Source organism: Thiomicrolovo sp. ZZH C-3, from assembly GCF_054862725.1.
The window spans coordinates 1-18,644 of record NZ_JBTKXX010000004.1 but is presented as its reverse complement, the minus strand read 5'-3'; the positions used below and the strand labels follow the sequence as shown (position 1 = coordinate 18,644).

General features: G+C 51.5%; 20 protein-coding genes. 11 read left to right on the top strand and 9 right to left on the bottom strand.

Annotation, left to right across the window (positions count from 1 at the left end; all coding sequences use genetic code 11):
- Positions 1 to 66: 66 nt before the first annotated feature.
- Positions 67 to 744, bottom strand: coding sequence for a TIGR01621 family pseudouridine synthase (locus tag ACXWTF_RS11390; protein ID WP_461715111.1), 678 nt, complete (start codon positions 742 to 744; stop codon positions 67 to 69).
- A 13-nt stretch (positions 745 to 757) separates the two neighbouring features.
- On the bottom strand, positions 758 to 979 hold the full coding sequence (locus ACXWTF_RS11385) for a hypothetical protein (RefSeq protein ID WP_461715110.1): 222 nt from the start codon (positions 977 to 979) through the stop codon (positions 758 to 760).
- Positions 980 to 1,146: 167 nt separating this feature from the next.
- Between ACXWTF_RS11385 and dnaE the strand changes: the two genes are divergently transcribed.
- On the top strand, positions 1,147 to 4,767 hold the full coding sequence (dnaE, locus tag ACXWTF_RS11380) for a DNA polymerase III subunit alpha (RefSeq protein WP_461715314.1): 3,621 nt from the start codon (positions 1,147 to 1,149) through the stop codon (positions 4,765 to 4,767).
- Positions 4,768 to 4,788: 21 nt separating this feature from the next.
- On the opposite strand, the gene ACXWTF_RS11375 is transcribed toward dnaE, so the two are convergent.
- Positions 4,789 to 5,487 (bottom strand): SDR family oxidoreductase, encoded by a 699-nt coding sequence (locus ACXWTF_RS11375; protein WP_461715109.1) that lies wholly within the window; start codon positions 5,485 to 5,487, stop codon positions 4,789 to 4,791.
- Entirely contained in the window at positions 5,484 to 6,344 is an 861-nt protein-coding gene (locus ACXWTF_RS11370) for an NAD(P)-dependent oxidoreductase (protein WP_461715108.1), read from the bottom strand. Before ACXWTF_RS11370 ends, ACXWTF_RS11375 begins: the two co-directional genes overlap by 4 nt.
- 117 nt (positions 6,345 to 6,461) lie before the next feature.
- Here ACXWTF_RS11370 and ACXWTF_RS11365 point away from each other — a divergent pair, with 117 nt between their 5' ends.
- On the top strand, positions 6,462 to 6,905 hold the full coding sequence (locus ACXWTF_RS11365; protein WP_461715107.1) for a thioredoxin family protein: 444 nt from the start codon (positions 6,462 to 6,464) through the stop codon (positions 6,903 to 6,905).
- Positions 6,906 to 7,178: 273 nt separating this feature from the next.
- Here ACXWTF_RS11365 and ACXWTF_RS11360 read toward each other — a convergent pair whose 3' ends face one another.
- Complete coding sequence (locus tag ACXWTF_RS11360; RefSeq protein WP_461715106.1) at positions 7,179 to 10,880, bottom strand: tetratricopeptide repeat protein; 3,702 nt, start codon at positions 10,878 to 10,880, stop codon at positions 7,179 to 7,181.
- A gap of 468 nt (positions 10,881 to 11,348) precedes the next feature.
- On the opposite strand from ACXWTF_RS11360, the gene ACXWTF_RS11355 reads away from it, so the two are divergent.
- A complete protein-coding gene (locus ACXWTF_RS11355) occupies positions 11,349 to 12,602 on the top strand; it encodes a M18 family aminopeptidase (RefSeq protein ID WP_461715105.1) in 1,254 nt (417 codons plus the stop codon).
- Between the two features lie 97 nt (positions 12,603 to 12,699).
- Here ACXWTF_RS11355 and ACXWTF_RS11350 read toward each other — a convergent pair whose 3' ends face one another.
- The 4 genes from ACXWTF_RS11350 to ACXWTF_RS11335 are packed head-to-tail and all read right to left on the bottom strand — an operon-like array spanning position 12,700 to position 14,508.
- Complete coding sequence (locus ACXWTF_RS11350) at positions 12,700 to 13,206, bottom strand: hypothetical protein (RefSeq protein ID WP_461715104.1); 507 nt, start codon at positions 13,204 to 13,206, stop codon at positions 12,700 to 12,702.
- Positions 13,207 to 13,226: 20 nt separating this feature from the next.
- Entirely contained in the window at positions 13,227 to 13,871 is a 645-nt protein-coding gene (locus tag ACXWTF_RS11345; protein WP_461715103.1) for a hypothetical protein, read from the bottom strand.
- Positions 13,872 to 13,874: 3 nt separating this feature from the next.
- Positions 13,875 to 14,120 (bottom strand): hypothetical protein, encoded by a 246-nt coding sequence (locus ACXWTF_RS11340; RefSeq protein ID WP_461715102.1) that lies wholly within the window; start codon positions 14,118 to 14,120, stop codon positions 13,875 to 13,877.
- Entirely contained in the window at positions 14,113 to 14,508 is a 396-nt protein-coding gene (locus ACXWTF_RS11335) for a NifB/NifX family molybdenum-iron cluster-binding protein (protein ID WP_461715101.1), read from the bottom strand. The genes ACXWTF_RS11340 and ACXWTF_RS11335 overlap by 8 nt, the downstream gene beginning before the upstream one ends.
- Before the next feature lie 80 nt (positions 14,509 to 14,588).
- Between ACXWTF_RS11335 and ACXWTF_RS11330 the strand changes: the two genes are divergently transcribed.
- From ACXWTF_RS11330 to ACXWTF_RS11295, 8 genes are all read left to right on the top strand, one after another.
- Positions 14,589 to 15,488, top strand: a complete 900-nt coding sequence (locus ACXWTF_RS11330) for a NifU family protein (RefSeq protein WP_461715100.1) — start codon at positions 14,589 to 14,591, stop codon at positions 15,486 to 15,488.
- Positions 15,489 to 15,498: 10 nt separating this feature from the next.
- Positions 15,499 to 15,948: a TOBE domain-containing protein gene (locus tag ACXWTF_RS11325; RefSeq protein ID WP_461715099.1), complete on the top strand. Its 450-nt coding sequence runs from the start codon at positions 15,499 to 15,501 to the stop codon at positions 15,946 to 15,948.
- 27 nt (positions 15,949 to 15,975) lie between these two features.
- Positions 15,976 to 16,368: a 4Fe-4S dicluster domain-containing protein gene (locus ACXWTF_RS11320; protein ID WP_461715098.1), complete on the top strand. Its 393-nt coding sequence runs from the start codon at positions 15,976 to 15,978 to the stop codon at positions 16,366 to 16,368.
- A gap of 172 nt (positions 16,369 to 16,540) precedes the next feature.
- Positions 16,541 to 16,921, top strand: a complete 381-nt coding sequence (locus ACXWTF_RS11315; protein WP_461715097.1) for a NifB/NifX family molybdenum-iron cluster-binding protein — start codon at positions 16,541 to 16,543, stop codon at positions 16,919 to 16,921.
- Positions 16,922 to 16,991: 70 nt separating this feature from the next.
- A complete protein-coding gene (locus ACXWTF_RS11310; RefSeq protein WP_461715096.1) occupies positions 16,992 to 17,384 on the top strand; it encodes a 4Fe-4S dicluster domain-containing protein in 393 nt (130 codons plus the stop codon).
- Positions 17,385 to 17,394: 10 nt separating this feature from the next.
- Positions 17,395 to 17,790 carry a 4Fe-4S dicluster domain-containing protein gene (locus ACXWTF_RS11305; protein ID WP_231018428.1) on the top strand — a complete coding sequence of 132 codons (396 nt, stop codon included), beginning with the start codon at positions 17,395 to 17,397 and terminating at the stop codon, positions 17,788 to 17,790.
- 10 nt (positions 17,791 to 17,800) lie between these two features.
- Positions 17,801 to 18,076 carry a hypothetical protein gene (locus ACXWTF_RS11300; RefSeq protein WP_461715095.1) on the top strand — a complete coding sequence of 92 codons (276 nt, stop codon included), beginning with the start codon at positions 17,801 to 17,803 and terminating at the stop codon, positions 18,074 to 18,076.
- A gap of 19 nt (positions 18,077 to 18,095) precedes the next feature.
- Positions 18,096 to 18,446, top strand: coding sequence for a hypothetical protein (locus ACXWTF_RS11295; protein WP_461715094.1), 351 nt, complete (start codon positions 18,096 to 18,098; stop codon positions 18,444 to 18,446).
- The last annotated feature ends 198 nt before the right edge of the window (positions 18,447 to 18,644 follow it).

The following is an 18,644-nucleotide window of genomic DNA, read 5'->3' as shown; positions in this document are numbered from 1 at the left end:
CTGACCCTTAAGGGTCGTGGTGCTTCAAGTATAACGCAAAAAAATAGTTCGAGGGTAACGGGATGCCTACTTTTTTTCGGGAAACTGCTCCCAGGGGGCCTGCCATGCCTGCAGCAGATCGGAAAACAGGGGCGAGAGAAAACGCTCCCCCTCGTCGGGGGGAAGGGTGAAACTGAAGGGCTCGCCGTTGTAGGTGAAGCGCAGGGCGTAGGCATGGAGGTAGCCGCGCGCCTCTTTCTCCGCTTCCGCCTTGTCGGCGTAGCGCACGTCGCCGGCGATGGGGGAACCGAGGCTCTTGAGCGCCACGCGGATCTGGTGGGTCTTGCCGGTGTAGGGCTTGACGAGGAAGGCGCGCTCCCCCTCGCGCAGCGGCGCGGAGATGAAGCGGGTCACCGCCGGGTTCGCTGCCGTCTTGAGCAGTTTCCAGTCGCCGCGGCGCGCTTTGGCCATGTCCCCCTTGATCCATCCCTGTTTCTTTTTCGGTTTGCGCAGGCTGAGGGCGAGGTAGTATTTTTCGACTTCGCGGTGCTCGAACAGTGCCGTAAAGGCCGCCGCCGCTGCGCTGCTTTTGGCGAGGATGACGAGTCCCGAGGTCATCTTGTCGAGGCGGTGGACGGGGTAGAGGGGGCAGCCGGTGAGTTCGGAGGCCTGCACGACGAACCCCGGCCCGGTCTCGCTGTGAAAGCTCATCCCGGCCGGTTTGGCGACAACGGCAAAATCGTGGTGGTCAAAAACAAGGATCATGCGTGCCATTATACTACCGGCTGCGGCGGCGCTGGGTATAGAAGATGAGAAGTACGAGCACGCCGGTCAATACAAGAACGGCATTGGGGCTGACGTAGATCAGCCAGCCGAAAATGAGGTAGACCAGGCCGAGCAGCAGGGTCGCGGCGAGCAGGAAAACCAGTGCATAGAACATCCAGGCAGCCCGGCCGAAGCGCCGCCCCTGCCGTACCAGGAACTGTTTGAAAGCTTCCATGATCCTCTCTTTACCCGTGTCGGGGAAATGTCATCATAGCATGTTGCGCTAACCCGACGGACACAGCCGCATTTTATCCCCCGGACCCTATAATCGTTTTTTGATTTATGGGCACCTCTAAAAACCCCGGAACGGATCTCAGAGGTGCCTTTATGCACGAGGAACCCATGAGCAAACACCCCTTTACCCACCTGCATCTGCACACCGAATACTCCCTGCTCGACGGCGCGAACAAGATCAGCAACCTGGCCAAACGCGTCAAGGAGCTGGGCATGACCTCGGTCGCGATGACCGACCACGGCAACATGTTCGGCGCCATCGATTTCTGGCACCAGATGAAAGGCGAGGGGATCAAGCCCATTATCGGGATGGAAGGCTATATTCATAACGGCGAGACCCTCGATGACAAGAGCACACGCCAGCGATTTCACATCTGCCTCTACGCGAAAAACCAGAAGGGGTACGAGAACCTGATGTACCTCTCCTCCATGGCCTATATCCACGGCTTCTACTACTTTCCCCGTATTACGAAACAGGAGCTGCGCGAGCACAGCGAGGGGCTTATCTGTACGTCAGCCTGTCTGCAGGGGGAGGTGAGCTGGCACCTCAACACCAACAGCGAGCGCAACGTCAAGTTCGGTGCGGGCGGTTACGACGAGGCGAAGCGGGTCGCATTGGAGTACAAGGAGATCTTCGGGGACGACTTCTACCTGGAGCTGATGCGTCACGGCATCGCCGACCAGCTCTTTATCGACGAACCGCTGCTCAAGCTCTCCCAGGAGACGGGGATCAAGCTTGTCGCGACGAACGACACCCACTACACCTTCCCCGACGACGCCCAGTACCACGAGGCGTTCATGTGTATCGGGATGAATAAACTTTACGACGACCCGAACCGCCTGCGCCACTCGGTGCATGAATTCTACGTCAAAAGCCCGGAGCAGATGGAGCGGCTCTACGCGGACGTCCCCGAAGCGCTGGAAGCGACCCAGGAGATCGTCGACAAATGCCAGCTTGAACTCGACCTGGGCAACCCGACGCCGCCGAACTTCAAGTTCACCCGCGAGTACGCCGCCAAAGAAGGGCTCGACATCAACCACGCCGACGATGCGCCGCTGGGGCCGGACGCGACGGCGGAGGAGAAGAAAAAGTGGATGGGCGCCGCCGATAAGAACGACGCGGAATTCTTTGTCCACCGCTGCAAGCTGGGGCTGGAGGAGCGCCTGAAACACGTGCCGCCGGAGCGCCACGAGGAGTATCGGGAGCGCCTGGAGTACGAGATGGACGTTATCAACTCCATGAAGTTCCCCGGCTACATGCTCATCGTCTGGGACTTTGTCGCCGAAGCGAAGCGGATGGGGGTCGCCGTCGGCCCGGGGCGGGGGTCTGCTGCGGGGAGCCTTGTTGCCTACGCCCTGGAGATCACCGACATCGACCCGATGAAGTACGACCTGCTGTTCGAGCGTTTCTTGAACCCCGAACGTGTATCGATGCCCGATATCGATATGGACTTCATGCAGGCGCGCCGCGGCGAGGTGATCGACTACGTCGTGCGCAAGTACGGCCGCAACCAGGTGGCGCAGATCATCACCTTCGGCTCCCTGCTGGCCAAGGGGGTCATCCGCGACGTCTCTCGCGTCCTCGATATGCCGCTGAGCCAGGCGGACAAGATGGCGAAGCTCATTCCCGAAGAGCTGGGGATCACCCTTAACGGCAAGAAGAAAGGCGACGATTTCAAACCGGGCGCCTTCCAGAAAGAGCCGAAGATCAAGGAGCTTATCGACACGGACCCGCAGGCAAAACGCGTCTGGGAGTTCAGCCTCAAGCTCGAAGGGCTCAAGCGCAACGCCGGGATGCACGCGGCGGGGGTCGTCATCAGTAACGAAGAGCTTTGGAAGAAGACGCCTATCTACAAGCCGCCGGGGGAGGAGACCTTCGTCACCCAGTATTCGCTCAACTACCTCGAGGACGTCGACCTGATCAAGTTCGACTTCCTCGGCCTCAAGACTCTCGACGTCATCGACAACGCCATCAAGCTCGTCAAGATGCGCTATGACAGGGTGATCGACTGGAACACCATCGACGTGGACGACCCGAAGGTGTACGAAGTGATCCAGAGCGGGGCGACGGTCGGGATGTTCCAGATCGAATCGAGCGGGATGCAGGACCTGAACAAGCGCCTCAAACCCTCCAACTTCGAAGACCTTATTGCGGTCCTGGCGCTCTACCGCCCGGGACCGATGGAGTCGGGGATGCTTGACGACTTTATCGAGCGCAAGCACGGGCGCAAGAAGATCTTCTACCCCTTTGAAGAGGTCAGTTTCGACATGCTCAAAGATACCCTGGAGCCGACCTACGGGATGATCGTCTACCAGGAGCAGGTCATGCAGATCGTCCAGACCGTCGGGGGCTTCAGCCTCGGCGGGGCGGACATCGTCCGCCGTGCGATGGGTAAGAAGAAAGCGGACCTGATGGAGAAGTACAATCGCGAGTTCTCCGAAGGGGCACAGAAGCAGGGACTGGATTACAAGAAAGCCTCCGCGCTCTTCGACCTGATCGAGAAGTTCGCCGGCTACGGGTTCAACAAATCCCACTCGGCGGCCTACGCGATGGTCACTTTCCAGACGGCGTGGCTCAAGACCTACTACCCGCAGGAGTTCATGGCGGCCCTGCTCACCTCGGAAAAGGATAACACCGACAAGGTCGTCAAGTACATCGATGAGGTCAAGCGGATGGGCATAGAACTGAGCCCGCCGGACATCAACGATTCGCAGCTCGAGTTCAGTGCGACCCGCAAGGATGACCAGGACCACATTCTCTTTGGGCTCGGTGCCATCAAAGGGGTCGGGACCTCCGCGGTCAAGTCGATCCTCGAAGTACGAAAAGAGGGCGAGTTCACGGACCTGCAGGACTTCGTCAACCGTATCGACCCGCAGAAGGTGAACAAGAAGGTGCTCGAATCCATCGCCAAGGCGGGGGGCTTCGACCGCTACCACTATTCGCGCCGTGCGCTGCTCGAGCAGATGGAGACGGTGATCGAGACGGCCAAGGACTCCATGCAGGCGCGCAAGAACGCCGTGGGGAGCCTCTTCGGCGACGACGCCGACGTCACCACGGTGCACCTCAAGCTTGAAAACGCGCCGGAGTTCGGGCTGAAGCAGATCCTGGAGTTCGAGAAGGAGACCCTGGGCTTCTACGTCTCGGGCCACCCGCTCGATGATTACCGCGAGGAGCTCGATCCGCTCGAATACACCCTCTCCTCAGACCTGGAGAACATTGCCGACGGCTCTTATGCCATCTTTATTGGGAAGGTCGAGGAGATTACGAAGAAGATCTCCAAGAAAGGCAACCAGTTTGGCATCGTCAACATCATGGACTTCCACGGCAACCTCGAGGTGATGCTCTTCAGCGACAAACTCGAGGAACTCGAGGCAATGAACCTCGACGAGCCTATTGCCTTCAAGGTCAAGGTGACCCACACGGAGATGTTCACCCGTACGAGTGTGACGAAGATCATGACCCTCAAAGAGGTGAAGCGGGAGAGCAAGAAGGTCAGTACAAAGATCCGCGAAGTGCCGCAGGAGCCGCTGACTCTGCGCCTGCACCTGGACAACGGCGTGGAGCGTCTCGAGGAGCTCTACCGCCTGGTGCGCCGCCACCCGGGGACGCGGCCGCTGAAGCTCAACATCGTCTCCAAGCTGCAAAATGTCGTCATCGACTCGGCCATCCGTGTCAACAACTCCATCATGGAGGAGCTGGCCGCCCTCAGCGACGTCGACGTCGCCTAGCGCTGCTGCCGGAGGGGACTGTTACCCCGGATAGATCATTTTCTTCGTCACGCCGCCGTCGATGACGAAGTTCTGGCCCGTGATGAAACGGGCCGCTCCGCTTGTCAGATACCAGACCATCTCCGCAATATCCTCCACCGTTCCGACCCGCCCGGCGGGGTGAAAAGCGTGGTCTTCGCCGCGAAGTGTGTTGGGTGCGGCGTGTTCGATCCAGCCGGGGCTGACGGCGTTGACGCGCACGGGGGCGAGGCTCATGGCCATGGCGTGGGTGAGGCTCAGCACTCCCCCTTTGCTGGCGCTGTAGGCTTCCGTATGCGGTTCGCTCATCAGGGCGCGGGTCGAGGCGATATTGACGATGCTGCCGCCGCTCGCAGCCAACAACGGCGCCGCGGAGCGGCTGAGGAGGAAGGGAGCGGTCAGGTTGACGTCGATGACCCGTTTCCACTCTGCTACAGAGAGGGTAAGCGGGTCGCCGTTGGCACTGGTTGCGGCGTTGTTGACGAGGGCGTCGAGGTGCGGCAGCGACGCTACCGTTTCTTCAATACTTTCCGGGTCGGCGAGGTCGCAGACGAGCGGTTCGAATCCCCCCTTGAGGGCTGCGGCAGCGAGACGGTCGCTCTGCACATCAAGGCCGTAGACCTTCCAGCCGCGGTCGGCAAAGAGGGTAGCCGTCCCCAACCCGATCCCCTGGGCGGCGCCGGTAATAAGGAGTGTTTTCACCCTTCATGCTTTCGGAAAAGCTTGGCGACGGAGGCGAAATCCTCGCCGCTGAACCCTTCGGCGAAGGTGCGTGCATAGAGCTCTTTGACCATACCGGCCGTGTACAAGGGCTGTTCGAGGCCGTAGGCGAGGTCCTGCAGACAGTGCAGGTCCTTGTAGATCAGGGCGTTGGAGAAGTGGGGCGTGAAGTCGTCATCGAGCAGTTTCTGGCGCTTGGCGTCGAGCACGAGCGATTTGCCGCCGCCGACGGCGAGGATATCGAGGAGCGTTTTACGCTCGATCCCGGCTGCTTCGCCGATGCCGACCGTTTCAGCCAGGACGGCCATGATGCCGCCCAGGGCAAGGTTGTTGACGAGCTTCATCTTTGTCGCACGCCCGGGTTCACGGAGGTAGAAGAGGTGCGCACCGATGGCCTCGAGGATGCCTCTTGAACGTTCAAAAACCGCTTCCTCCCCGCTGGTCAGTACGGTCAGCGCCCCGTTGGCGGCCGGGACGACGCTGCCGAGGACCGGGCACTCCAGGTAGGAAGCCCCCGCAAGGCGGCAGCGTTCGTGGAAACCCGCAACGGCGTCGAAATGGTTGGTGGTCAGGTCGATGACGGTCTTGCCGGAGACGTTGGCGCTCAGCAGGCCGTTTTCGCCGGAGAGCACTGCGTCGACCGCGTTACTGTCGAAGAGACAGAGCAGGACGACATCGCACTTTTCGATGACGTCGCAGGGATGGTCGCAAAGTTCGGCATCCAGCCCCTCCGCCCGCTGCGGCGTGCGGTTGTAGACGCTCAGCGTATGCCCGCACGCCAGCAGTCTTTCGGCGACGGCGCGGCCGAGGTGCCCGAGCCCGATAAATCCCAGATGCATGGTGACTCCTTGGTGTTGCTTTGCCGTTATTATGCCAAAGCACGGGGGGAATGGGTAAACGGCCGACGGGCACGGATTTTGCATGCCCTGCGGAACACTATATTTCCGGAGTCAAAGATGCAAACCCTCAAGATCGTCTGCCCCCACTGCCAAGTCGTCAATAACGTTGTCAACGAAGTCGAAAAAAAAGAGGTGCTCTGCAGCAGCTGCGGCAAACCCCTGACCGATACGACCCCCGTTACCTGCGATGCGGAGACGTTCAAGCTCCACATCGCCGAAAACGACATCCCCGTTATTGTCGATTTCTACTCCCCCGACTGCGGTCCCTGCATGGAGATGGCCCCCGATTTTGAAAAGGCCGCCGCCTCCTGTCCGCTGGAAGTACGCTTTTTGAAGGTCAATACTCTCACTGACGGTCCGCTGGCGCTGCAGTACGGCGTCAACGAACTGCCCACGACCATTGCCTTCAGCAAGGGGATGGAGATGAACCGTTTTACGAGCAAGCTCACCAAGGACCAGCTCAGCATGTGGGCCGAGAGCCTGATCCAGATGACGCTTTAAACGATTATTTCTTTTTAGTAAGATTGTTTTTGATGAATCACTAACGACATTATTCGTTTCGAACTGAACCGGTGTCACAAAATTGGACGGATTTGACACCTAAAAGTGCTATTGTTTTAACCTAATAAAGTTTGATAGAAAATTATGTACTGGACTTTGAGAAGAATAATTAATCTGAACTTGTCAATGTATCTTGACTTTTATTTATACTTTGTAGCTTGAGAAAATATAAGATTAATAACTCTTCCCCTTCCTTTCCTTACTCATGGAACTCTATTTCATTTGAACATTCCAAGCTTGTAATCCATCATAACTGAAGCTCAGATAGAATTCTACAGTTTTGTTCAGGTCACTTTTTGTAAATTCAGATTTAGGAATAAAATAAACATGGAGATTATTGTACAGAATTGTGCCTGCTTTTTGATTTTTTACTTCATGAATAGTTCCTTCACATTTTTCTAAATGCTTCAAACCAGGTTTTTTGAAAAATTTTTCTTCTTTATCCCACGCTAATCTAGCATCAAATCTGTGAATTATTTTTTTTATGCTCTCGGACTTATTTGAAGAAAGCCATTCTCTTGGAAATCTATTACCTTCTATGAAAACTGATTTTGATTGGAGCTGTTTAGTGAGCTGAATTAGCTCTGTTAGGAGTTCATTATTGCCATTGTAATACTGAATAAATTTTAAAATATACAAGTAAAAAATTATCAGAATATGTAGGTCTTTTTGGATTTTAGTTAATTGCTCTTCATCTTTAAGAAGTATGTCAATATGAGTCAATGAATCTAAAATTTTTAGAATATCCAAATCAATGTCTTTATGTCTAATTAGTTTTAGCCACAATAATAGATCAGCAGAGTTGAGATTCTTTAAAGAAACATTCTCAATATTTTTGTCTAGATGTGATAATAGTTGTGTGACTTTTTCTGTCGGAATACTATTGATATTCTCATTGAACTTTTTAATATTTAATCTTACGATATTTCTTCGGATAGATGGGTTGTAAAATGTATTTTTTGCCAACATATTATTAAGCATGGAAAGTGAGTTACCGATATCTCCTTGCAATTCCCATAGTTGATTTTGAATTTGTTTCATATCGTTATATTCATCTCGGCCAGAACTTACTAATTCAAAATCAGAAATTAAACTTTCTAAATTATCGATAATGTCAACAATAAAATCATCATTTTTATATTCCTGAATGAAGTTTTCAATATTCCCATATCGTTTAGTACCGTATTTCAGTAAATATAATAGCGCTCTTGCGTGACTCACAAATGGGTATTCATTGTTTGATTGGGTGTCAGATTCTCTAGAAATTATGAAGTATTCTGAGGCTTGTTTTGCTAATTCTATTATTTCATCAATATTATTTTCCATACGAATGTCATATTTCATCGCACGAAAGTAAGCCATTCCTTTTATATGATATAAAATTGAATCATTATTTCCTTGATTTTCAGCAATTTCAATTGCTTTGTTAATATACTTTAATGCTTTCGATAAATTCTGTCTATCTACACTATAAAAACGCCCCAAGTGTGCTTGTATATGACTGTTTTCTGGATACATTTCAGATAAGTATGTAAAAATTTGTTCTTTAGCATCTGTTGATAGACATTCAATTAAATCAGTATAATATCTTTGTGGCCCTTGATCTTCAGAATCATAACTAGTAACAACTCTTTTAATAAAAAGCCTATTGATGATTTCCATAATTTGATCATTGTTTTTAGTGTGAGAATGGTTTTCTTCAATAAACTTGAGAAATTCTAGTGCCATGTCAACTAATTTCTGTTGCCATGCTTTTTGTTGTTCAACTCTTGAAAAAAGTATAAGTAACTTTTCACTGATAAGATTATGAATGATTTTTATAGTGATGTCTTCATTGATTTCATTATAAATGATAAGGCTATTGATTGTATCTGTTTCGAAGAAAAGTGAATTCTTCTGTACTTTATTTGTTAAAAAATACAGACTAATTTCATCACCAGTGAAATACTGAACTAATGCTAAAAACATTAGGCGTTTCTTTTGTCTGCCTTCTAATATATCAACACGATTTTTTATGTAGTCGTCTAGTTTATTGTATTCATCCAAAAAAGTAGTAAAACAATATTTGAAAAGGGAATTTTTATACCCTATGTGAAGTCCAACTAAATCCTCTTGGCGTTCTATATTTAATTGTGCAAGTTTATTGTAAATAGCATTGGATTCTTTTTGGGAAAGCGTTTCTTCAATCTTGAATACAGAAAATCCTCCTGCTGATAATTTTCTGTATTGCTGATTCAGATCAGCACGATTTAAAAAGCGAATAACATACAAAATTACATAGGATATTGATTTTGAATTTAATTCGCTTATTAGATTTTTTACAGCATCTTCTTTAATATTATGATCAATATAAATCATAATTGGTTTACTAGTTAAGGTATACAATTTTTGTATAAATTCATATGTCCTTTTTTTCGAGTAATCTAGAATCTGCAAACTTGGAAATCTTTCCTTAGTATCCCAAGCAATACGATTAATAATCGTGCTACTACCGGCACTAGGTTCACTTAGCAAATATATTAACTTTTGATCACGTTGTTTAAGGCCCGAAATTACATCGATCTCAATTTTCCTCCCAACATCTCGCTTAATATCACATTCTTGATTCAGAAAGTTAGTATTTATTTGATTCCCTCGATAGAAGTGATTGCATTCAACAAACTCTGTTTGTATGTTTTTACTAAGTAATTGGATAGTGTCTATATACTGTAAATAATCGTTTTTAGAAATTTCAATCTCTGTTTCTTGACCTTCTATGAGAGCAGGTAAAAGTAAATCGAAATTATTGTTCAATTTTTTGTTGTTATGTAGTAAAAGACTAAAATGTCTTATTGAAAACTCATATGTATAAAATGTTCGAAAATTTTCATAATCTTTTTGTTCACTATGTATTCTATCTATGATTTTTTGCTTACTGGAACAGAAAAAAACTGTTGTTTCAGTAGAAAAGACATCATCAATGATATTGATAAAATCGATGATATATTGCAGTTTTTCAAAGTTTTCCCAAAAAACAAAAATATAAATATCAGCACTTGAGATACCACCTTTATATAAATTTTCTAAGTGATTACGAATTTTGTTACTGAAGACATATTTTTTTTGCCACAGTTTGCTATTATCAGTGATAGTACTATTATCAGACGCAAACCCATTAACAAAATCCCAAAAAACTGTATTTCTTTTATATTCGAGTGTATTGTTAATTGTAAGCCTATTAACATCTCTATATTTTTGAAGCGTATTACTTACACTTGATAATAGTCCATTGATGTCACTTTGACTATCAAAGTCTGCTACATATGACCAAGGTATATATGCTAAATGTTCAAGGTCATGACTTTGTTCTACACTATCAGATATTAATACATATCTTTGTAATGTTTCATTGAAATTTTGAGTGATATTTTTGATTTCTTCCCAAGATACTTTTTCATTTTCATTAAGTAAAGGTTCTACAAGATCTTGTTGTAGCGTTAGTATAAAAGACCTAAGTTTACTTGGTAAGGGGGTGTGTAAGTATTCTGCATACAACCATTCTGACAGAAATGCTAAATTTAAAAGCGTATATGTTTTTTCTTTTTCAGTAAGAATAGTGTGATCATCATCATGGGACGAGGGATTGCCATTGCTCTGTAGGACAAGGAGGTAAGCCTTTGGCCTTTTGTCTTGAATGAGCCCTGTCCGTCTGGACGTTCCAAAAATAATAGATTGTATTGCATTATCAAATGAATATTTGATAGTGCTGTGTGTATTTTCAAGGATTTGAGTGCCTTCGGACTCACCATATTCTTTTAAGATGACTAATTTACAGAAAGCCTCAGCAGCTTGTCTGGCTTCATTAATGTTTTTACTATCAAAAGCATTGATTGTGTGTTGCAAGAAGGTGCCAGTTTTTTCTTTAATAGTAATCATTCCGTCCTCAAATACTCTTTTTTTTGGTTTTGAATGTACCAACGATTCAGGTAGTTTAATATTTCAAATTTGATTCCGTTAGTAATGGTAATCTTACGATGTTTTTCTTAAAGGTTTAAGACAAAGGTACAAATATTTAAAAAATCAATGTCTGTAAGATTTTCTGATGCTTTAACGCTTCCATGACCTAGTAACAGATCTCGTTGATTTCGCTGATGAACGCTTTGACAAAGGCAAAAAATCTAATATTCCTGTCATGACCAGCTAATCGCAAATTCTTGGAAGAATGATGAATAGTTTAAAAAATATGTCGTAGTCATATAAGTCTACGACTAATTAGTTGTTTAAATCTTAGTGGTTGATTCATAACGAGTATAATTTATATTTGAAATAGTTTGTAAGTATCTTGAAGAACAGTGGACGCTATAATCAGAGAGTAATCAAACGACTATATAAATAGGAACATCCATGACTCGAGAAGATTTCAACGACGGACTTTTGGGCTTTCTGGATGCGTCGCCGACGCCGTTTCATGCGGTGTCGAACGTCACGGGAATGCTGGAGAATGCCGGGTTTACCTATCTGGACGAGCGCAGCGAATGGTCGCTGGAAGTCGGCAAGCGCTACTACACGACCCGCAATGCCTCTTCGGTGATCGCTTTCACCTATACGGGGGAGAGCGACTACGTCATGTTCGGGGCACACACCGATTCGCCCAACCTCAAACTGAAGCCTTCGCCGGTCCTCAAAGGAAGCGGTACGGTGCGCCTGGGGGTGGAGCCCTACGGCGGGCTGCTGATGAACCCCTGGTTCGACCGGGACCTCGGCATTGCCGGCCGGGTCGCCTACAAGACGGCATCGGGGGAGATCAAAGAGGCGAACATCGACACGGAAGACGCGGTGGCAGTGATCCCGTCGCTGGCGATCCACCTCGACCGCGAGGCGAATCAGAGCCGCACGGTCAACGCCCAGACGGACCTGCCCGCGCTCATCGGCTGCGATGAAAGCTTTGATTTCGAAGCGTGGGTCGGGAAGCAGCTCGTCGCGGCGGGGGTGGACGACTTTGACCGTCTACTCTCACACGAGCTGAGCCTGTACGATACGCAGAAGGCCTCCTATGTCGGTGTGGCCAAGGAGTTTATCGCCTCGGCGCGCCTGGATAACCTGCTGAGCTGCTACGTGGTGCTGCTCACCATCTGCAGCGTCGGCAACGACCGCCCCTACCTGATGATCCTCTCCGACCACGAAGAGGTCGGCAGCGAAAGCAGCAGCGGGGCGGCGGGCCCCTTCCTGGAGAATACGCTGCAGCGCATGACGGGGAGCTACGAAGCCTTCGTGCAGCTCTGCCAGCGCTCACTGATGGTGTCGTGCGACAACGCCCACGCGCAGCACCCCAACTACGCGCACAAGCATGACCCGGAGCACGCCCCCTACATCAACAAGGGGTTGGTACTGAAACTTAACGCCAACCAGCGCTACGCCTCGAACTCCCGGACGGTCTCGCGCTTCGTCCTCGCCTCCGAGCGTGCCGGGCACCCGCTGCAGGAGTTCGTCACCCGCAGTGACATGGGGTGCGGTTCGACCATCGGCCCCATCACCGCTACGCGGCTGGGCATCGAAACCCTCGACGTCGGGCTGCCGACCTACGCCATGCACTCCATCCGCGAACTGGCGGGCACGAAGGACGCCTTCGAACTCTACGAGATGCTGCTGGCGCTTTAGGGCGTCAATGCTAAAGAAAGGGTGAGGGGCTTTCACTGACGTAAGGAGTGAAAGGGGATGTGGTTGGGTCGCCCGGACTGCGTCCGGATGAAATGATTTAGGCCAATGCCTCTTCGATCTGGGCCAGGGCGAGCTTCTTGCCGTTCTCTTCCTCTTCCGCGCTCCACCAGTACTCGATGATCTGCTGTTCAATTGTGCCCAGCAGGTCCATCGGCAGGTTGGCAAAGACCTCGAAGGAGCTGATGTCGTCGGGGCTCACCCCCTTGGATTTTGCCAGATCGTTGATGAGTTCGCGGATCGACTTTTCGACGTCGGTGGGTTCGGGCAGCGGTGTGTCGTCGTCGGTCGGCTGCGGGATGACGCGGGCATAGTCGATCCAGGTTTTGATCTCGCCCTCGAGGTAGTCGTACCCCTGGATCTGGTAGCAGAGCACCCGGTTGTCGCCGTAGACGATCTCGTCGCTGTCGTCCAGGACATCGGAGGTCTTGGCAATGCCGTCGTGCAGGTAGACCTCGATGCGCTCGTTCTCGTGCAGGGTCGAGGCGGTTTCAAAAGCGTTGCGCGCGTGTTTGAGAAGTTCTTCTTTGATGGTGTCTTTATCCATAGGTTACCTTTCTGTTCAATTCAATTCATGTAGGGGATATCAAGGACGGCGTCGCGGTCTTCGGCGTCGTACTCGAAGGTGTCGATCCGCGCAATGTTCGCGATCTTGCCGGTGATGGCCAGGCGTTGCAGCGGATGCAGTTTACGGGATTCGACGCTCTCTCCGATGGCGTCGCAGTAGTGGTTCGTAATGATAGGGTGCCACTGCCCGTGCTGTGCCGCCACCGTTTCGGCAAAGGTTTTGAGCGCTTCGAGCTCCATGGCATCGAGGCGCGGGAGCTTGCGGACAAGGTTGCGGACGAACTGCTTGGTGAAGAAGGGTTCCCCCAGCTCCAGCAGCCGGGAAGCGGCGTCGATGCTCGCTTCGTTCTCACTGTAACTGTAGGCGTAGCGGAAGTGTTCACAGACCCACTCGATGTAGCGGGGGTAGTGCTCCAGCACCATGACGAGCTCCTGGAGGTCCTGGTCGATCAGGACCTGGAAAAGGCTCACGGTATTTTTGCTGATACGACGCCAGTGGGGTTCTTCAGGCTGGAAGTTGTCCTTGTCCAGGATGATCCGGTAGCGGTCGATCTGCGCCCCGGCGGCTCTCAGGCGGCCTTTTTCACTGTAATCAGAGGGCGCATCAGGCACGCGGGCCTTACTGGCCTTGCTGTACTCCGGCATACCTTACACTGCCTTTTGCTGTACGGCTTCGGTACGGGCGTTGTGAAAGTCCCAGAGTTGTTTGTAGTGCGAATCGAGCTGTGAGAGGACGCCGTCGACGGCGATCAGGTCCTTGAACTTGCCGAAACGTTCGTTGGGGAAGCGTTCATACCACTCCTCCATCTCTGCCTTGAGCGCATTGCGCTTGGCGACGGTCTGCGCGATCAGGCCGCGGATTTCGTGCATCTCTTTTGTTACGATCTCAGTCATGGCTGCATCCACATCCGCATGCTCCCGATGCCGTGCCCGGATCGAGGTAGGTCTGCGCGTTGGCCGAAACGACTTTGACGAAATTTTCCGTCTCCAGTCCCTCGACAATGGTTGAAAGTGCCAGCGGCTCTTTCCCCAGGTAGTACACACCGATGCCTTCCTCCTCCAGGACGCCGTAGGGGCCGTCACCCATGAAAGAGTAGACGACGGACGTCACGGAGTGGTCGGCAAGCAGTTTGGCGGTTTTGACACCGTCCCCTTTGCCGTTGTTCGGAATGAAGTGGAACGCCTTCTCATCATTATTATAAAGGGCGAATGCCTGAACATTTCCGAAGAGTTTCGATGACGTGGCATCCATCGACGCCGTGTCCACCGGTATAGCGATCATTGTCGCCTCCTTAGATGATTTTTCCTTATATTGCAAAAAATGTTCCACGCTTCTGGAACGTTCTTTGCACCAAGCCCTCTATGAAAAAGTATGCAATGGATTATTTCGGTTTTTCCAACGAGGAGGGGGACGGCTGCGTCGCCCAGTTCGTCGACTTCCCGGAGATCAAGGGGATCGGTGACTCTTTTGAGGAGGCCGAAGAAGATGCATATGAACGGCTCGAAGCCTATTTTCAAAGTCAGGAGGAGCAGAAAATGACGACATTCGAAGCGGGAGTCAGTGCCTACGAGGCAAAACAGTATAAAGAGGCGTATGACCTCTTTGTCGATTCGGCGGCAAAAGCGGATGCCAACGCCATGGTGAACCTGGGGGTCATGGCGATGCAGGGCAAAGGGTGCGGACGCGACATCGGAGCGGCCAAAACGTGGTTTACGAAGGCGGCCGAGCAGGGCAGCATGCACGCGATGATGAGCCTGGCGCAGATCTTCGAAAAAGGACTCGACGGCACCCCCAATGAGAAGGACGCACTTGCCTATTACCGCAAAGCTGCCGATATCGGGCATGTCGACGCGCAGTTCAAAGCGGGCATGATGCTCAAAGAAAGCGGCGAGAAAGCCGAAGCGATGCGTTACCTGATTACCGCCGCGCACAATAACAATGTTCGGGCGCAGGAGGTGGTCACCTATGTCAGCAACAAAGAGCTGGCGACCCTGCGCAACGAACCGTTCCGCAGCCTGCCGGTGGAAAAACAGATCACGCTGGTCATGCAGGTGATCGACCAGAAGATCCGTCCGACCCTCGAGGCCGACAGCGGCGGGATCGAACTGCTCAACTACGTCCCGGGCGAAACCCCGCAGATCTGGTTGAACTACCTGGGTGCATGCTCGGGCTGTCACCTCGGTTCCACCTCGACGGCGGATATGCTGCTCGACGCTTTCGAGGAGCTGATCGACAAAAATGTCGTCCTTTACCTGATGTAGGGAGCGCGGGATGAACAAGATTGCCGCAGTCGTCAGCGATATCGAAAGCACGGACATCGTCACGTACATCACGCTGCTGTGCAACGAGACCCAGATCCGTCTCATCAAAACCAAGACTCCGGTCTGGGCCGCGGTGGGCGAGAAGGTCTTTTTTACCTTCCAGGAGGCATCGGTCTGCGTCAGCAAAGAGTGCCCGGGGAAGGTCTCCATCGAAAACCGTATCCCCGGCACACTGAAAAAGATCCGCAGCAAGGATTCGCTCTGCGAGCTTACCTTCGACAGTGATCTGGGCACGGTCGTTTCGCTGGTCACGGAGAAAGCCTGCCACGAACTGGGGCTTGAAGTCGGCTGCGAAGCGACGATGCTGCTGCGCGGTGTCGATATCCATCTTGAACCCGATGTGGTCCCGATGACGGTCGAGAGCTTCAAGAAGCGTGCAGGAACGAAAGTTGCAAACTGAAAAGCATACTTTTTACAGGAGAAACAAATGGCAGTAATGATTACGGATGAGTGCATCAACTGTGACGCTTGTGCACCGGAATGCCCGGTCGCGGCAATTTTGAGCAACGGTGACGAAAAGAACCCCTACGACGACGAACGCTTCTATGTGAAGCCGGAAACCTGTGTCGAGTGTGTCGGTCACGCGGATACGCCGCGCTGTGCGGAAGCGTGCCCGACGGAAGGTTCCATCGTATGGGATATGCCGTATACCGTTGATTTCGAAGAGTACTACTCCGCCGGAAACGAAGATGGTACCTACAAGATCCGTGAACACAAGAAGAAAGGGCTGATGCTTCCGTCGGTCAAAGAGCAGAAGTTCATGGACGAGATCGGTATGGACGTGCGCGAAGGCCACGCCAACGTTTCTGACTCCTTCTAATTCGTAGCGTCCAAACACGACGTTAACACCGGGGTTCACCTCAGAGTGAACCTTGGTATGTTTTAGCTTTCATGTGTCAAGCACCTTTTCGGCGGGAGAGGGTGTTTGACACATGGAAGCGTACGGTGAAGCAGAACGCTTCCTGTCGCATCTAAATAAAAAGGTAGTCATCATGAGAATCGCATTTGCTTCATCCACGGGCGAAAAGATCGATCAGCACTTCGGCTGGTCCAAGACCTTCCACCTTTACGAAATCGACAAAGAGAGCGCGACCCTGCTCAAAGTGATCGACAGTTCGGAGGAGCCCGAGGAAGAAGTGGCGAAACTCAACTACAAGATCGGGACGATCGAAGAGGCGGACATCATGTACTGCACCCAGATCGGGCCGAAGGCATCGAAGATGGTACAGGCCGCGGGGATCCACCCCGTACGCGTCGCCGAAGGGGAGGACCTTCAAGGCGCGATCGACCAGATCCACGACATGCTCAATACCCAGCCGCCGATCTGGCTGCTGCGTGCATTCCACAAAGGTGCGCAGCGCGCAGCATCGTAGCGGTTGCGTTTAAAGATCTCCGGAGAGATCTTTACAGGTAACCGTTACCTAAATTTTCGGAAAGGTATTTATGGCAGTAATGATCACGGATCTTTGCATTAACTGCGATGCGTGTGTTGACGAATGTCCGGCAACGGCGATTGTCAGTGCGGATAGCTCGCCCAGGGATGACTGGGAGTATGCGTACGTCAAGCCGGAAAAGTGCATCGAATGCGTCGACGCCGCGGTACCGAAGTGTGCCGACGTCTGTCCGACGGAGGGATGCATTGTCTGGGACATGCCTTACGATACTGAATACAACGACTATTTTGTGCAGAGCGACGCGTATGTGATCCGCGTGCATAAAAAGAAAGGGCTCATGAGCCCTGAAGTCTCACCGCAGCCGTGGCGGGAGGGGATCAGCATGGCTGATCGCCAGCACCACGTCTCTGTCGGCGAAACCCTAAAACTCTATAACCCCTAAAGGAAACACAATGGCTGTAATTATCGATGACAAATGTATTACCTGTGACGCATGTCTGCAAGTCTGTCCGGTCAACGCGATCGTAGACGATTCGGATAACCCTACCGGCGAGAAGCGCTACTACGTCCAGCCTGAAAAGTGTGTCGAGTGTGTCGGGATCTACGACGATCCACAGTGCGCCGCGATCTGCCCGAGTATCGGTACGATCACCTGGGATATGCCGTTTACCCCGGAATTCGAAGAGCACTTCCTCAACGAAGAGATCTACAAGCTCGGCGAAAAGAACGGCAAGCTCAAAACGCCGTCGTTCCGCAAAAAGAAATTCCGCGAGGATATCCCGGTCGAGGACCGCGGTGTCGGCAGACTGGTCGAGGAAGAGCCCGAAGAGCTGAACGAGGCGGGCTGAGGCACTGCCGATGGCCGTCACCCCCATGCCCATGCGGGCCTTTCACCAGCGCGAAGAGCGGTATCAGGGACTGCAGATCGAATTTGACGGTTCCGATGCTGTAAAGTCACGGATCCTCGATATGATCGCCTCCGTGTCGAAGCAGCGCGGTATCTCTCCCAGCCTAAACCACTTCAGCGACGCATCGATCTATCTCGAGTTCCATGACGAGTATGACCGTGACGGCGGCGAGTTCTTCGCCGACCTGCTCGGCCGTCTGGGGATCGCAAAGTGCGAAAGCTGTTAAAGGAAGCATCGGATGCCATATGAACTTTGATAAAAACCGCCTGGCCGAAATCGCCGCAGCACTCTCGCCCTTTGAGATCGACTGCGCCATCACGGTCGCACTGAAAATCTCGGATGACACCTGCAAGATGGGTGAAGGGCAGCGTGCGCTTTTTATGGCGTTGTACGACCTGCTGCCCGATAAAAGCAGCGCGATGTTCGCCGAGGAGGTCCATGCGTTAATCGCCGAGGGGCGCTCCGCTTTGAGTGAAGAGATCGCCGCGGCGATCAAACCGCTGCGCGAATCGGCCATGGACAAAATTACACGCCCGAAAATGAAAGCCTTCAAGGCATCGATCCGCGCACGGCTCGCTTCCGACGAAGCGGCATAGGCGCATAGCGCCCTTTTAAAGGGGCCTTGCAGCCATTTTTTCTCACGACTTCTACCGCTACAGGTGCCTCTTGTCGGACGGCAAGATCCATTTATTGCCTAAAAAATAACCACCCATACCGAACAAAAAGCCGACAAAATTGTATACTATTTTCATGAAACTTCCGCAGTCAAGGCTGCGAAAAAAGGATTAACCAAT

Coding starts and splice junctions, on each gene's coding strand:
- ACXWTF_RS11390 (WP_461715111.1), bottom strand. CDS start 744: ATGATCCTTGTTTTTGACCACCACGATTTTGCCGTTGTCGCCAAACCG.
- ACXWTF_RS11385 (WP_461715110.1), bottom strand. CDS start 979: ATGGAAGCTTTCAAACAGTTCCTGGTACGGCAGGGGCGGCGCTTCGGC.
- dnaE (WP_461715314.1), top strand. CDS start 1,147: ATGAGCAAACACCCCTTTACCCACCTGCATCTGCACACCGAATACTCC.
- ACXWTF_RS11370 (WP_461715108.1), bottom strand. CDS start 6,344: ATGCATCTGGGATTTATCGGGCTCGGGCACCTCGGCCGCGCCGTCGCC.
- ACXWTF_RS11365 (WP_461715107.1), top strand. CDS start 6,462: ATGCAAACCCTCAAGATCGTCTGCCCCCACTGCCAAGTCGTCAATAAC.
- ACXWTF_RS11360 (WP_461715106.1), bottom strand. CDS start 10,880: ATGATTACTATTAAAGAAAAAACTGGCACCTTCTTGCAACACACAATC.
- ACXWTF_RS11355 (WP_461715105.1), top strand. CDS start 11,349: ATGACTCGAGAAGATTTCAACGACGGACTTTTGGGCTTTCTGGATGCG.
- ACXWTF_RS11350 (WP_461715104.1), bottom strand. CDS start 13,206: ATGGATAAAGACACCATCAAAGAAGAACTTCTCAAACACGCGCGCAAC.
- ACXWTF_RS11345 (WP_461715103.1), bottom strand. CDS start 13,871: ATGCCGGAGTACAGCAAGGCCAGTAAGGCCCGCGTGCCTGATGCGCCC.
- ACXWTF_RS11340 (WP_461715102.1), bottom strand. CDS start 14,120: ATGACTGAGATCGTAACAAAAGAGATGCACGAAATCCGCGGCCTGATC.
- ACXWTF_RS11335 (WP_461715101.1), bottom strand. CDS start 14,508: ATGATCGCTATACCGGTGGACACGGCGTCGATGGATGCCACGTCATCG.
- ACXWTF_RS11330 (WP_461715100.1), top strand. CDS start 14,589: ATGAAAAAGTATGCAATGGATTATTTCGGTTTTTCCAACGAGGAGGGG.
- ACXWTF_RS11325 (WP_461715099.1), top strand. CDS start 15,499: ATGAACAAGATTGCCGCAGTCGTCAGCGATATCGAAAGCACGGACATC.
- ACXWTF_RS11320 (WP_461715098.1), top strand. CDS start 15,976: ATGGCAGTAATGATTACGGATGAGTGCATCAACTGTGACGCTTGTGCA.
- ACXWTF_RS11315 (WP_461715097.1), top strand. CDS start 16,541: ATGAGAATCGCATTTGCTTCATCCACGGGCGAAAAGATCGATCAGCAC.
- ACXWTF_RS11310 (WP_461715096.1), top strand. CDS start 16,992: ATGGCAGTAATGATCACGGATCTTTGCATTAACTGCGATGCGTGTGTT.
- ACXWTF_RS11305 (WP_231018428.1), top strand. CDS start 17,395: ATGGCTGTAATTATCGATGACAAATGTATTACCTGTGACGCATGTCTG.
- ACXWTF_RS11300 (WP_461715095.1), top strand. CDS start 17,801: ATGGCCGTCACCCCCATGCCCATGCGGGCCTTTCACCAGCGCGAAGAG.
- ACXWTF_RS11295 (WP_461715094.1), top strand. CDS start 18,096: ATGAACTTTGATAAAAACCGCCTGGCCGAAATCGCCGCAGCACTCTCG.